The following is a 13309-nucleotide window of genomic DNA, read 5'->3' as shown; positions in this document are numbered from 1 at the left end:
TCCCCGGGGGCGGGGGTCTAGCGACACTGGGGGACTGTAAATGCTGCGTTACTACAAGGGATCGTTGCTGTTCACGGGGGTCAGCCTGGCGCTGGCCGCGTGGCTCGGCTGGGGGATGAGCGGGACGCTGGGCGGGATGCTGTCCGTCGTGTGGATCGTGCTGGTGCTGGGCGTGCTTGAGGTGTCGTTGTCGTTCGACAATGCGGTGGTGAATGCAACGGTGCTGCGCGACATGGACGCGGTGTGGCGACGGCGGTTCCTGACCTGGGGCATCGCGATCGCGGTGTTCGGGATGCGCATCCTGTTCCCGCTGATCATCGTCGGCATCGCGGCACGGCTGGGGCCGGTCGAGGCGCTGCGGCTGGCCGCGACGGAGCCGGAGACGTACGAGCGGATCATCACCGGCGCGCATGTCGGCATCGCCGGGTTCGGCGGCGCTTTCCTGGCGATGGTGGGGCTGAGCTTCTTCCTGGACGACGAGAAGGACGTCCACTGGATCGGCGGGGTCGAAAGCGGGCTGGGGCGGCTGGGCCATGTGCCGGCGATGCGGATCGGGATCGTGCTGCTGGCGCTCTACACCATGTCGCGCGTGGTGGCGCCGGCCGATGCGCTGACGTTCCTGACCGCCGGGCTGCTCGGGCTGGTCGCCTATATCGCGGTCGATGCGTTCGGCGGGCTGATGGAGGGCGCGGAGGACGCGACCGGCATGGTCGTGCGGTCCGGTTTCGCATCGTTCCTGTACCTCGAACTGCTCGACGCGTCCTTTTCGTTCGACGGGGTGATCGGGGCGTTCGCGCTGTCCAACAACCTGTTCGTGATCGCGCTCGGCCTCGGGATCGGGGCGATGTTCGTGCGGTCGATGACGGTCATGCTGGTCGATCAGGGGACGCTGTCGGAATACCGGTTCCTGGAACATGGCGCGTTCTACGCGATCCTGGCGCTGGCGATCATCATGCTGCTGTCCGCGCGGTTCGAGATCCCGGAGACGGTGACCGGCCTGATCGGCGCGGGGCTGATCGGCGTCTCGTTCCTCGCCTCCGTCGCGCACAACCGGCGTGCGCCGGTCCCCGTCGGGCCCACGGGCCATCCGCTTCAAACACTTCCTCAAGGAGAATGAACCATGTCGATCAGTCTGTCCAAGGGCGGTAATGTCAGTTTGTCGAAGGAGGAGCCGGGGCTGACCCGGATCCTGATCGGGCTGGGGTGGGACACGCGGTCCACCGACGGCAGCGCGTTCGACCTGGATGCCAGCGCGTTCCTGCTGAGCGGTACGGACCGGGTGCGGAGCGACGCGGACTTCATCTACTACAACAACCTGAAGTCCGCCGACGGTGCGGTCGAGCATACCGGCGACAACCGCACCGGTGAGGGCGACGGCGACGACGAGGCGCTGAAGGTCGACCTGAGCCGCGTGCCGGCCGACGTGCAGAAGGTGGCGATCACCGTCACGATCCACGAAGGCGAAACCAAGCGCCAGAATTTCGGGATGGTGGCCAACGCGTTCATCCGGATCGTCAACGACGCGACGGGACGCGAGATCACGCGGTTCGACCTGGCCGAGGACGCATCGACCGAGACGGCGATGATCTTCGGCGAGGTGTACCGCCACAACAGCGACTGGAAGTTCCGCGCGGTCGGGCAGGGCTATGCCGGTGGGCTTGCGCCGCTGGCGCGCAACTATGGGGTGAGCGTGGGCTAAGGCGCGGCCCGCCGCCGGGCCGCCGCGCCCATTGCACTTGTGCTGCGAAAGCCCGATTTAGGCCGAAAGCAGAGACGAGGAGCATGGGTGTGGCGGCAGGTGGCATGGGGCAGTTCGACTGGGCGGATCCGTTCCTGTTGGACGATCAGCTGAGCGACGAAGAGCGCGCGGTGCGCGATACCGCCGCGGCCTATGCTCAGGAGAAGCTGGCCCCGCGGATCGTGGCGGCGTTCCGCGACGAGCATACCGACCCGGCGATCTTTCGCGAGATGGGTGCGCTCGGCCTGCTCGGGCCCACGGTGCCGGAACAATATGGCGGGGTGGGCGCGTCCTATGTCGCCTATGGCCTCGTCGCGCGCGAGGTGGAGCGGATCGACAGCGGATACCGCTCGATGATGTCGGTGCAGTCGTCACTGGTGATGTACCCCATCCACGCGTTCGGATCGGAGGAGCAGCGGATGCGCTACCTGCCGAAGCTGGCGACGGGCGAATATATCGGCTGTTTCGGGCTGACCGAGCCGGAGGCCGGGTCCGACCCCGGCGGCATGACGACGCGCGCGGAGAAGGTAGCGGACGGGTACCGCATCACCGGGGCCAAGACCTGGATCAGCAACGCGCCGATCGCCGACGTGTTCGTGGTATGGGCGAAGTCCGATGTGCATGACGGCGCGATCCGCGGGTTCATTCTGGACAAGGGCATGGCCGGACTGTCCGCGCCGAAGATCGACGGCAAGCTGTCGCTGCGCGCGTCGGTGACCGGCGAGATCGTGATGGACGGCGTGGTGGTGGGCGAAGAGCAGCTGCTGCCCAACGTCGCCGGGTTGAAGGGGCCGTTCGGGTGCCTGAACCGCGCGCGCTACGGAATCAGCTGGGGCACGATGGGGGCGGCGGAGTATTGCTGGCACGCGGCGCGGCAATATGGGCTGGACCGCAAGCAGTTCGGCCGGCCGCTGGCGGCGACGCAGCTGTACCAGAAGAAGCTCGCCGACATGCAGACCGAGATCGCGCTGGGGCTGCAGGCCTCGCTGCGGGTCGGACGGTTGATGGACGAGGGGCGGTTCGCGCCGGAGATGGTCTCGATCGTGAAGCGCAACAATTGCGGCAAGGCGCTCGATATCGCGCGGGCGGCGCGGGACATGCACGGCGGGAACGGGATCTCCGGCGAATATGGCGTGATGCGGCATATGATGAACCTGGAGACGGTGAATACGTATGAGGGCGCGCACGATGTGCATGCGTTGATCCTGGGGCGGGCGATTACCGGGATTGCTGCTTTCTGAGTTTGGGTGGGGCTCGGCGTGATTGGAGTCGACACGGTATTAGGCTGTGATCACGTCCGACTTCTTTCCGACTTGCAGCAGAAGCGGGCGCAACAACGTTTGAACCCGACGCTCCGGATCGGACGCGTGATGATGTACAGTGTAACGCGCCCCTCGTCGTGCCCCCATGGTGCGTTTCCAGCACTGCCGTTGAAGGCCGCACCGAATGACGGGAATTGGTGGGAAGCAGTCATTAACTTCTCGTGATCCTCGAACGGAGTTTCCGGAGGGGGAGGCCGTTCAGGCGGGCACGGCGCCTTCGCGCCGGGCGTATGCGCGGATGGCGGGACCCACCGCTCGGCCCTTCCAGCCCTTCGTCAGACCGGCAAGTTCCTCGTCCCAGTCCGACCACGGCTCGCCGGTCCTCTTTTCGGCCTCGCGTGCCTGCTGGGCTTGGTGCTTGCCGGGATTGGCAGGAAAGGGATCGGGAAACATTGCCACCGCCTTTGCGATCACCGCCGCGTGGTCCGGCAAGCCGATTGTGTCGAAGGCCTCGACGGCCTGCGGCGCCAGGGTGCCGGAACTGTTGGTCATGTACTGGTGCACCCCGCCATTGGAGATCTCCGCCTCGGCATAGGCCGCGAGGAGGAGGGCGCGGTAGGGATCGGGCAGGGCCGCGACCTTCTTCGGCGTGCCCCGGCCCGAGACGAAGCGGGTCAGCAAGGTGTCGATTAGCCAGCCGAGCCGGTCCGCAGGCTTCAGAGCCCGGCACGCCTCCTCGAACCACACCGAGAGGCCGGGCGCCTCGACAAGGACAGCGGTGGCACGAACCAGCTCCTCGCGCGGACCGAGAACTTCGCCGAGTTCGGCCAGGGCGGAGGTGGCCTCGGTCGGCGGCCCCCAATACTCCCCCAGAAGCTTGTGGCGGAGGTGCTGCTGCCGGGGGAAGGGCGAACGGAACAGGGCGATGGCCTTCCGCAGCGCTTCTTCCTGCCGGGTAGCGCCGGCGGCGGCCAGGGCGTCCGCCGCTTCCGGCGCCGCATTGCCCCAGTGGCCGTAGAAAAGGTGCCGGAAAGCCTCGCGCGACGGCATGTGCGCGTACCAGCCCTGGAGCAGGAGGGAGAGGGCCAGGACATGCCTCCGCTCGGGCGGAATGGCGGCGAGCGCGGCTGCCACCTGCTTCTGCGTCCCGAAGACGGCGCTCGAGAAGGCCTCCGTCTCCAGCGTCAGAACGAAGGATAGCGGGATGCGGCGCAGGTCGCTGATGCTGATCCCCTTCCCGCCGGAGCCCAGGCCTTCGCGGAGCCAGTCGTCGCGCAGTTCCTCCACCAAGGCGATCCCTTCCAAGCTCCAGCATCCTGTCCCGAAGTCAGGTAACGCATGCCGGTTTGGGAAGAACCCTGCAAGGATTGAGGCCGATGCAACCGTCCGGTTCTGGGCGTTTGCGGACTTTCCGCTTTCGGGGTGTCCACTTTGCGGATCAAGAATGGCTGGGGATGATGGATTGATATGTTGGTGGGCGCGGGTGCGATTGCAGGCTTGTTGCCTACCGGTGACAGATCTTCACCATTACGGGATCGAAAACCGTCATCTTACGCCATTCTTGCGCCGAGGGCGGGCGGCATGACGCATGATTGGACCGACTACGGTGTCGGTGCCGTTGCGGGCGGTTCTCCACCTGCGGCCGGTGCGGATGCTCCGGGCGCGGCCGGGTCCATGCCGTTGGCGGGCTTTCCCCCGGTTTCGGGCAGCGCGCCCAATGCGAGAATACCAAGAAACGCGAGCGCCATGAAGCCAAGAACGATGAAGTTCATGGCGTGAAGAGCGATGTGGGCTTTCTCGACATTGATATGGTCCTCGTTCGTTCGGCATCTGCCGCCGCCTGTCGAGAACTGTCAACGCCGAAGGCCGTTCGTATGGTGCGGGCACGACGGAGCAGGGCCCTCACTTCGAACACAGCGAACATGCTCGAAGCGAACGGGTTGGTTAGTGTCGCCTTGGCCGAGCACTTTACCTGAATTTTCGCTTTTGGGGAGCTGTTGCACCCACCCCCAACCCAGTTGCGCGTCCTGTCAGGTCGGGATTGCCGGTGGCAATCCCGACCTGACAGGACGCGCAACTCTTGAAAGGGAGGGGGCTTTTTGTTGCGCTCTCTACAACCGCTCCGCTTGGGCGACGGCGTCGGCGGCGCGGAGGGCGGCGAGGATGCGCATGACGTGAGGGCGGTCGCGGACTTCGAGGGCGAGGTGGAAGGTGTGGAAGCTGGCGTCGCGGTGGAAGAGCGCCAGGTTGATGATGTTGGCGCCCTGTGATCCCAGGATGCTGGACATCGCGCCGAGCGAGCCGGGTTCGTTCTTGACGATGACCGACAGTCGCGCGGTGCCGCCATCCGAGCCGTCGCCCCAGGCGAGATCGACCCAGTCCGCGTCGATGCCGTCCGCCAGTTCGGGGCAGTCGATCGCGTGGACCTCGACCGCCGCGTTCGGCCGGCGCAGGCCGACGATGCGGTCGCCGGGGACGGGGTGGCAGCAGGTGGCGAGCTTGAACGCCACGCCGGGGGTCAGGCCCTTGATCGAGATCGCCTCGCGCTGCGGACGGACGACGGTGACGTCGCCGCCGCCGGCACCGGGCATCAGCGCCTCCATGACCTGTTCGTCGGTCAGGTGCTTGCGCGCGATCGCCTCCATCAGAGCGTCGCCGTCGGGTAGTTGCAGGCGCTTGACCGCGTTGCCGAGCGCCTCACTGCCGAGCTGGGCGGGGAGGCGTTTGACGATCTCCTCGTAGAATTTGCGACCGAGGGCGACCGTCTCGTCGCGTTCCTTGTGCTTGACGAAGCGGCGGATGGCGGCGCGCGCCTTGCCGGTGGTGACGAAGCTCATCCAGCCCGGCTCGGGCTCCTGCGCCTTGGACCGCAGGATCTGCACCTGGTCGCCGTTCAGGATCGGCGTGCGGAGCGGCACGACGCGGCCGTTGACCTTGGCGCCGACCGTCTGGTCGCCGAGATCGGTGTGGAGCGCGTAGGCGAAATCGACCGGGGTGGCGCCCTTGGGCAGCTGGATCAGCTCGCCGGTCGGGGTGAAGGCGAAGATCCGGTCCTGGTACATCGCCATGCGAGTATGTTCGAGGACCTCCTCCGCCGTGTCGGCATGGTCGAGGATTTCGACGAGGTCGCGGATCCAGCTGACCTGCGTGTCCGCGCTTTCCTTCTGCTTGTAGGCCCAGTGGCTGGCGAGGCCGATTTCGGCCTGGTCGTGCATGTCGGTCGAGCGGATCTGGATCTCGATCCGCGCCTTTTCCGAATGGATCACCGAAGTGTGGAGCGACTTGTAGCCGTTGCGCTTGGGCGTGGAGATATAGTCCTTGAACCGGCCGGGGACCATCGGCCAGCGCTGGTGGATCAGGCCGAGCGTGCGGTAGCATTGCTCGACATCCTTCACGACGATGCGGAACGCCATGATGTCGGACAGCTGTTCGAAGCTGATGTGGCGCTCGGCCATCTTGCGCCAGATCGAATAGGGATGTTTCTCGCGGCCGGTGACCTCGGCGACGATGCCCTGGCGGCCGAGCAGGGTAACGATGCCGGACGAGATGCGCGCGATGCGGTCGCCGCCGCCGGACTTCAGCTGCTCGAGCCGCTTGGTAATCGATTCGTAGGCTTCGGGTTCGAGTTCCCGGAAGGCGAGCGTCTGCATCTCCTTCATGAATTCGTACATGCCGATCCGCTCGGCGAGCGGCGCGTAGATCTCCATCGTCTCGCGCGCGATACGGCGGCGCTTCTCCGGCTTCGGGATGAAGTGGAGCGTGCGCATGTTGTGGAGCCGGTCGGCGAGCTTCACGAGCAGAACGCGGATATCGTCCGACATGGCGAGCAGGAACTTGCGGAGGTTCTCGGCGGCGCGCTCGTTCTCGGTCTGCGCCTCGATCCGAGACAGCTTGGTCACGCCGTCGACCAACCGCGCGACGGAGGTGCCGAAGCCCTTCTCGATCTGGTCGTAGGTGGCGACCGTATCCTCGATCGTGTCGTGCAGGATGGCGGTGACGATCGTCTCGTCGTCGAGCCGCAGGTCGGTCAGGATGCCGGCCACCTCGATCGGGTGACTGAAATACGGGTCGCCATTGGCGCGTTTCTGCGACCCGTGGGCCTGCATCGAAAAGACGTAGGCGCGGTTGAGCATCGCCTCGTCGGCTTGCGGATCGTAGTCCAGGACCCGATCGACCAGTTCATATTGTCTCAGCACCGTCACACCATGTGGCGGGGCGGGGCCGGGATGCAACGGGAAAGCGTGGGGGTGGGGAGAATGTCATACTTTGGTTGGCGACGATTCGGCATCAAGCCGCTCGTCGCCACCACCTTGCCCCCCCTCCAGAGAGAAGGGGCCTAGAAGCGATTACTCGTAGTCGCCGCCGACATTCTGGTTGCGGGGCGGTGCGGCGGCGGTGAGGCGGAGCGCCTCGGCCGACTGCGACAGCGAGCCCATTTCATCGACCGCGTCGTCATCGTCCATCCGGACGCGCTGGAGGCCCTGGATCATGCCTTCTTCCAGATCGTGCGGCACGACGGTTTCCTCGGCGATCTCGCGCAGGGCGACGACCGGGTTCTTGTCGCGATCGCGATCGATCGTCAGTTCGGCGCCGCCCGAAATCTGGCGCGCGCGCTGTGCGGCGGCCAGGACCAGGTCGAAGCGGTTGGGGATCTTGTCGACGCAATCTTCGACAGTGACGCGCGCCATGATGTCGCTCCGCTATAGTTTCGAGCATGAATGCAAGCGCGGGCGGTTAGCAGCATCGGTGCGCAAAGGCAAGGAATGCGCCATCGCCGGTTGCGTAGTCGTACCGACATGATGACGGTGCTAGGCGGTGCGGATGACCGAAGACAGACCCACCTTCACCGTGGACGGTGACCGGCTGACGCTGTTGCCCGACGGGCCGGAGCGGCTGGAGGCGTTGATCGCGCTGATCGACGGGGCGGCGCGGACGCTGCGGCTGCTCTATTATATCTATGCCGATGACCGAGCGGGGCGGGCGGTGCGAGATGCGCTGGTGCGCGCGGCGCAGCGCGGCGTGCAGGTGGACATGATCGTCGACGGGTTCGGCGATGCGGCCGGCGCAGGGTTCTTCGAGGCGCTGGTCGCGGCGGGCGGGGGCGTGTGCCGGTACGAGGCGCGGTTCGGGCGGCGGTACCTGCTGCGCAATCACCAGAAGCTGGCGCTGGCGGACGAGGCGCGCGCGCTGATCGGCGGGTTCAACGTGGAGGATGATTATTTCGGGACGGTCGCGGACGGGGCATGGCGCGACCTGGGGTTGCTGGTCGAGGGCGACGCGGCGGCGCGGCTGGCGGGTTATTACGACGCGCTGCTCGGCTGGACGCGGGCGCCGGCGGGGAAGTTTCGCGACCTGCGCACGATCCTGAAGCGGCATAGCGAGACGCATCCGGGTGGACGGCTGCGCTGGTTGTTCGGCGGCCCGACGCGGCGGCTGAGCCCGTGGGCGCTGGTGGTGAAGTGGGACATGGCGCGGGCACGGCGGCTGGACATGATCGCGGCCTATTTCGCGCCCAACCCGGCGATGCTGCGGCGGATCGAGCGGATCGTGAAGCGCGGCGGCCAGGCGACCGTCATGACCGCGGGCAAGTCCGACAACAATGCGACGATCGCAGCGACGCGGCATTGTTATCAGCGGCTGCTGAAGCGCGGCGTCGGCGTGCTGGAATATGGCGCGACCAAGCTGCACAGCAAATTGTTCGTGATCGACGATGTGGTCCACATCGGATCGGCCAATTTCGACGTGCGCAGCCTGTACCTGAACCTGGAGATGATGCTGCGGATCGAGGACCCGGCCTTCGCCGCGCATATGCGCGCGTATTTCGCGGGGGAGGCGGCGGAGAGCCATGTTGTCACGATGGCGGAGCATGACCAAGTGGGCTGGTTCCGCCGCGTGCAGTGGGGGGTGGCCTATTTCATCGTCGCGGTGATCGACGGGAACGTGACGCGGCGGCTGAACTTCGGCGTGGACGGCCGTTGATCGGCCGTCCGGCAGGTTAGGTCAGTCCTTCCAGCACCAGTATAGCTGCGCCGGTGGGATGTTGATCGGTTCGAACGCGTGGTCGATGCGGCGGAAATGCGGGACGAGGAAATCCTTCACCCGCGGGCTGAACTGATAGACCAGGAACGCGCCGCCGGGGCGGAGCGCGTCGTGCGTTTCGGCGGCGATCCGCGGGCCGATGCCGGCGGGCAGCGTGGAGAAGGGCAGGCCGGACAGGATATAGTCGGCATGGTCATGGCCGTGTTCGGCGATGATCGAGCGGACGTCCGCCGCGGAGCCGAGCACGGGGCGGAACCGCGAATCGGTAAAGCGGCGGCCGAGATAACCGACGAAGTCGCGGTTCGTATCGATCGCGATCAGCTGTGCATCGGGGGCCATGCGTTCCAGGATGGCGGGGCAGAAGGTGCCAACGCCGGGGCCATATTCCACGAACAGCTTCGTGTTCGCCCAGTCGACCGGCTTCAGCATCCGCGCGATCAGCTTGTCCGACGACGGGATGATCGACCCGACCATGACCGGATGTTTCAGGAATTCCCGGAAGAACATGCCCAGTGGACCGGGCTCGCGCCGCTTGGCCGGATCGGCGAGCACCTGGTCTGCGGACGATGAAGGCATGGAAACTCCCGAGAAACGCAGCAGAACAGTCGGCACCGTTCGCAAAAGACGTGGCCAATAGCAAGCCGCAGGCATGGCGGAAACCGTTGTCCTTCGTTACGTAACGGCAATGACAGCGATAAGTGCCGGAATGGTCGCGGTGATCTTCAGCAGCCAGCGGACCGCGGACGATCGGGCGGGCTATGCCGCGGCGGCCGCGGCGATGGACGCGGCCGCCGCGCGGATGCCGGGCTATGTCGGGATCGAGGCGACGCGCGATGCGGACGGTTTCGGCATCACGGTGAGTTACTGGCGCGACACGGCGTCGGCCGCGGCCTGGCGCGACGACCCGGCGCACGGCCTGATCCAGTGGGCGGGGCGGGCGCGGTGGTATGCGCGCTATTCGGTGGCGGTCGCCGTGGTCGACCGGGCCTATCGCTGGCAGCGCGAGTCGTCTGATCCGGAGTGATCCGCGTCGGGCAAAAAAAAGGGCCACCCCGAGGAGCAGCCCGTAAAGTTTTAGGAGAGGATGCCTGAAAGGCCCGATCCTTTTGCTGCACCGCCACATTTGTTGCAAATGCAGGATTGTGAGACACGCATGCAGGGCGTGCAATCGTGAGTTGCAGGGACCGGGAGGGGAAATATGCGTCGTCTGCCACCGCTGACTGCCGTCGAGGCGTTCGTGCAGGTCGCGCGGCTGGGGTCCGTCAAGGCAGCGGCGCAGGAACTGGCGCTGTCGTCGCCTGCGCTGAGCCGGCGGGTGCAGGCGCTGGAGCGATTCGTCGGGCAATCGCTGTTCGACCGGCGGCATCAGGCGATGTTGCCCAATGCGGCGGGCGAGCGGTTGCTCGCGCGGATCGCGCCGGCAATCGACGCGCTGGCCGAAGCGATCGATTCGACGACGGGGCAGCAGGATGCGCTGAAGCTGCGGCTGGGCGTGCTGCCGCTGTTCGCGTCGCAGAAGCTGATGGCGCGGTTGCCTGAGCTGCGCGCGGCGCATCCGGAATTCCATGTCGATATCGATACCGCGCCGCATCCGACCGCGCGGCTGGGCGAGAGCCTGGACGCGGCGATCGTGCTTGGGGCGGAGCCGGACCCGGCGCTGTACGGCCGGCGAATCGACCGGAACCGGGTGAGCGCGATCGCGCTACGCTCGCTCACCCAGGGGCCGGACGCGGTGACCGGGCCGGACGATTTGAAGCGCATGACGATCTTCGTCCACCGCGACATGCCGGAGACGTTCGCGATCTGGCGCGCGGGGATCGGGCGACCGGACCTGAAGCCCGCGGCGATCGACCATTTCGATTCGGGGCACCTGATGCTGGATGCCGCGGCGCAGGGGCTGGGCGTGGCGTTCATGCTCGATGCGCATCTCGACGGCGCGCATGACGATCGGCTGACCAACCTGTTCGGGCGCGAGGTGGAGAGCGACTACAGCTACTGGTTCGTGTGCCGGCGTTCAGCGATGTCGAACCGCGCGGTGCGGGTGTTTCACGATTGGCTGTTCAGCAGCGTCGCGACCGCGGGGGATGAGCCGGTTCGGGTGGCCAAGGCGGGTTAGGGTTCGGTGATGGTGCTCCCCGGCGCGGGCCAGGCCTAGGTGAAGCGGTAGCGTCTAGGCCCCGGCCTTCGCCAGGGAACGGTTCGCGGTGGAGTAGGGCGCGGCACCCTTCTGGTGGATGCCGCGCCGTTCGGGTCAGCCAGAGACGGTCGCCTTGACGATCTTGCCGGGGGTGCGGGGCGGTTCGCCCTTCGGCAGCGCGTCGACGAACTCCATGCCGGACGTGACGTTGCCCCAGGCGGTGTACTGATTGTCGAGAAAGCGCGAATCGTCGAAGCAGATGAAGAACTGGCTGTTGGCCGAGTTCGGGCTCTGCGAACGAGCCATCGAGCAGGTGCCGCGGACATGCGGTTCGCTGTTGAATTCGGCCTTCAGGTCGGGCTTCTTCGATCCGCCCATGCCGGTGCCGGTGGGGTCGCCGCCCTGCGCCATGAAGCCGGGGATGACGCGGTGGAACACGACGCCGTCGTAGAAGCCTTCGCTCGCCAGTTCGGTGATGCGGGCGACGTGGCCCGGCGCGATATCGTCGCGCAGCGCGATCACGACGTCGCCGCCGCTGTCGAGCGTCAGGGTCAGGGTTTTCTGGTCGGCCATCGGCAGTTCCTTCGGATCATGGTTGGTGCGCGCCTATCTAGGGAGCTTGGGCGCGGATAAGAACCCCGCGTCGCAAGGCTGACATCGGCGAAGCGAGCGCGTACGAGGACGGCGGGCGACGTCATCCGGGCGGGTTCGGATGAGACGGGAACGAACATGGCCGAGCAGCAGGATATGGAAAAGACCATCGCCGAGCCGACGCACGACGAAGACAACCGGCTGAATTCCGATTTCGTCAGTGCCGTGGTCGATGCGGTGGCGGACGGCGACGTGGAGGGTGCGCGCGCGCTGGTCGCCCCGCTGCACCCCGCCGACATCGCCGATCTGTTCGAACTGGCGCCCGGCGACAGGCGCAAGGCGATCGCGTCCGCGCTGCACGGCATGATCGACGGCGACGTGCTGGCCGAGATGAACGACTGGGTCCGCGACGAGCTGATGGAGGCGCTGGGCCCCCAGGAGGTCGCCGACATCGCGACCATGCTCGATACCGACGACGCGGTCGCGATCATCGAGGACATGGACGCGGCAGACCAGCGCGAGGTGTTGCGCGCGCTGGCCCCCGACGATCGCGCCGCGATCGAGGAGGCGCTGGGGTATCCGGAGGAGTCCGCCGGCCGCCTGATGCAGCGCGACCTGATCGCGGTGCCCGAGCATCTGAGCGTCGGCGACGTGCTGGATTATCTGCGTCGCAACGAGGACCTGACCACCGATTTCTGGGAAATCTACGTCGTCGATCCGAGCCACCGGCCGATCGGGACGTGCAAGCTGAGCTGGATCCTGCGCACGCCGCGGTCGGTGGCGATCGCCGACGTGATGGCGCGCGAACAGACGCTGATCCCGGTCGACATGGACCAGGAAGAGGTGGCGCTGCGCTTCCAGAAATACGCGCTGATTTCCGCCGCGGTGATCGATGCGGCCGGGCGGCTGGTGGGCATGATCACGGTCGATGACATCGTGCACATCATCCAGGAAGAAGCCGGCGAGGATATCCTGCGGCTGTCGGGCGCGGGCGAGGGCGATATCAACGAGCCGATCCGCTATACCGTGCGGACCCGGCTGACGTGGCTGCTGATCAACCTGCCGACCGCGATGCTGGCGGCGACGGTGGTCGGGCTGTTCGACGAGCGGATCGCGAAATATGCGGTGCTGGCGCAGCTGATGGGCATCGTCAGCGGGATGGGCGGCAATGCGGGGACGCAGACGCTGGCCGTCGTGGTGCGCGCGCTTGCTACGAACCAGCTGACCAGTTCCAATTCGGTGCGGATGATCATGCGTGAGCTGCGGATCGCGGCAGCCAACGGCGTCGCGCTGGGGCTTGTGGTCGGGGCCGGATGCTATCTGTGGTCGGGGGTGCCGGGGCTGGCGATCGTGTTCGCGCTGGCGCTGTTCATCAACAATATCGTCGCCGGACTGGCGGGCGTGCTGGTGCCGATCACGCTGGACAAGATGAACGTCGATCCGGCGGTGTCGTCTTCGGTGTTCGTGACGACCTGTACCGACAGCCTGGGGTTCCTGTCGTTCCTGGGGCTGGCGGCGATGTGGGGGCTGGGCAGTTAGGCG

General features: G+C 66.5%; 13 protein-coding genes. 7 read left to right on the top strand and 6 right to left on the bottom strand.

Annotated features, from left to right (window positions below; translation table 11 throughout):
• The first annotated feature begins 40 nt into the window (after positions 1-40).
• The 3 genes from IEX50_RS13535 to IEX50_RS13525 all read left to right on the top strand — a co-directional run bounded on the left by IEX50_RS13535 (position 41) and on the right by IEX50_RS13525 (position 2979).
• The gene (locus IEX50_RS13535; RefSeq protein WP_157176267.1) at positions 41-1117 is read left to right on the top strand and encodes a DUF475 domain-containing protein; all 1077 of its coding nucleotides are present in this window, start codon (positions 41-43) and stop codon (positions 1115-1117) included.
• 3 nt (positions 1118-1120) lie between these two features.
• Entirely contained in the window at positions 1121-1699 is a 579-nt protein-coding gene (locus IEX50_RS13530; protein WP_157176268.1) for a TerD family protein, read from the top strand.
• Between the two features lie 83 nt (positions 1700-1782).
• Positions 1783-2979 (top strand): acyl-CoA dehydrogenase, encoded by a 1197-nt coding sequence (locus tag IEX50_RS13525; RefSeq protein WP_229674011.1) that lies wholly within the window; start codon positions 1783-1785, stop codon positions 2977-2979.
• Positions 2980-3258: 279 nt separating this feature from the next.
• Here IEX50_RS13525 and IEX50_RS13520 read toward each other — a convergent pair whose 3' ends face one another.
• From IEX50_RS13520 to rpoZ, 4 genes are all read right to left on the bottom strand, one after another.
• Positions 3259-4305, bottom strand: a complete 1047-nt coding sequence (locus tag IEX50_RS13520) for a DMP19 family protein (RefSeq protein WP_157176269.1) — start codon at positions 4303-4305, stop codon at positions 3259-3261.
• A 296-nt stretch (positions 4306-4601) separates the two neighbouring features.
• The gene (locus IEX50_RS13515) at positions 4602-4772 is read right to left on the bottom strand and encodes a hypothetical protein (protein ID WP_157176270.1); all 171 of its coding nucleotides are present in this window, start codon (positions 4770-4772) and stop codon (positions 4602-4604) included.
• Positions 4773-5111: 339 nt separating this feature from the next.
• Complete coding sequence (locus tag IEX50_RS13510) at positions 5112-7196, bottom strand: RelA/SpoT family protein (RefSeq protein WP_157176271.1); 2085 nt, start codon at positions 7194-7196, stop codon at positions 5112-5114.
• A 150-nt stretch (positions 7197-7346) separates the two neighbouring features.
• Positions 7347-7688, bottom strand: a complete 342-nt coding sequence (gene rpoZ, locus IEX50_RS13505) for a DNA-directed RNA polymerase subunit omega (RefSeq protein ID WP_157176272.1) — start codon at positions 7686-7688, stop codon at positions 7347-7349.
• A 133-nt stretch (positions 7689-7821) separates the two neighbouring features.
• On the opposite strand from rpoZ, the gene IEX50_RS13500 reads away from it, so the two are divergent.
• Positions 7822-8979, top strand: coding sequence for a phospholipase D-like domain-containing protein (locus tag IEX50_RS13500; RefSeq protein ID WP_157176273.1), 1158 nt, complete (start codon positions 7822-7824; stop codon positions 8977-8979).
• A 21-nt stretch (positions 8980-9000) separates the two neighbouring features.
• On the opposite strand, the gene IEX50_RS13495 is transcribed toward IEX50_RS13500, so the two are convergent.
• Positions 9001-9615, bottom strand: coding sequence for a class I SAM-dependent methyltransferase (locus IEX50_RS13495; protein ID WP_157176274.1), 615 nt, complete (start codon positions 9613-9615; stop codon positions 9001-9003).
• 109 nt (positions 9616-9724) lie between these two features.
• Here IEX50_RS13495 and IEX50_RS13490 point away from each other — a divergent pair, with 109 nt between their 5' ends.
• Positions 9725-10063, top strand: coding sequence for an antibiotic biosynthesis monooxygenase family protein (locus IEX50_RS13490; protein ID WP_157176275.1), 339 nt, complete (start codon positions 9725-9727; stop codon positions 10061-10063).
• A gap of 174 nt (positions 10064-10237) precedes the next feature.
• On the top strand, positions 10238-11155 hold the full coding sequence (locus IEX50_RS13485) for a LysR substrate-binding domain-containing protein (protein WP_184075280.1): 918 nt from the start codon (positions 10238-10240) through the stop codon (positions 11153-11155).
• Positions 11156-11290: 135 nt separating this feature from the next.
• Here IEX50_RS13485 and IEX50_RS13480 read toward each other — a convergent pair whose 3' ends face one another.
• Positions 11291-11749 (bottom strand): peptidylprolyl isomerase, encoded by a 459-nt coding sequence (locus IEX50_RS13480; RefSeq protein ID WP_157176276.1) that lies wholly within the window; start codon positions 11747-11749, stop codon positions 11291-11293.
• A gap of 156 nt (positions 11750-11905) precedes the next feature.
• Between IEX50_RS13480 and mgtE the strand changes: the two genes are divergently transcribed.
• The gene (gene mgtE / locus IEX50_RS13475; RefSeq protein ID WP_157176277.1) at positions 11906-13306 is read left to right on the top strand and encodes a magnesium transporter; all 1401 of its coding nucleotides are present in this window, start codon (positions 11906-11908) and stop codon (positions 13304-13306) included.
• The last annotated feature ends 3 nt before the right edge of the window (positions 13307-13309 follow it).

The organism is Sphingomonas prati (assembly GCF_014643515.1).
Lineage (GTDB): Bacteria > Pseudomonadota > Alphaproteobacteria > Sphingomonadales > Sphingomonadaceae > Sphingomonas_R > Sphingomonas_R prati.
Note: the sequence above shows the minus strand (reverse complement) of the source record. Positions and strands in the feature narration are given on the sequence as shown.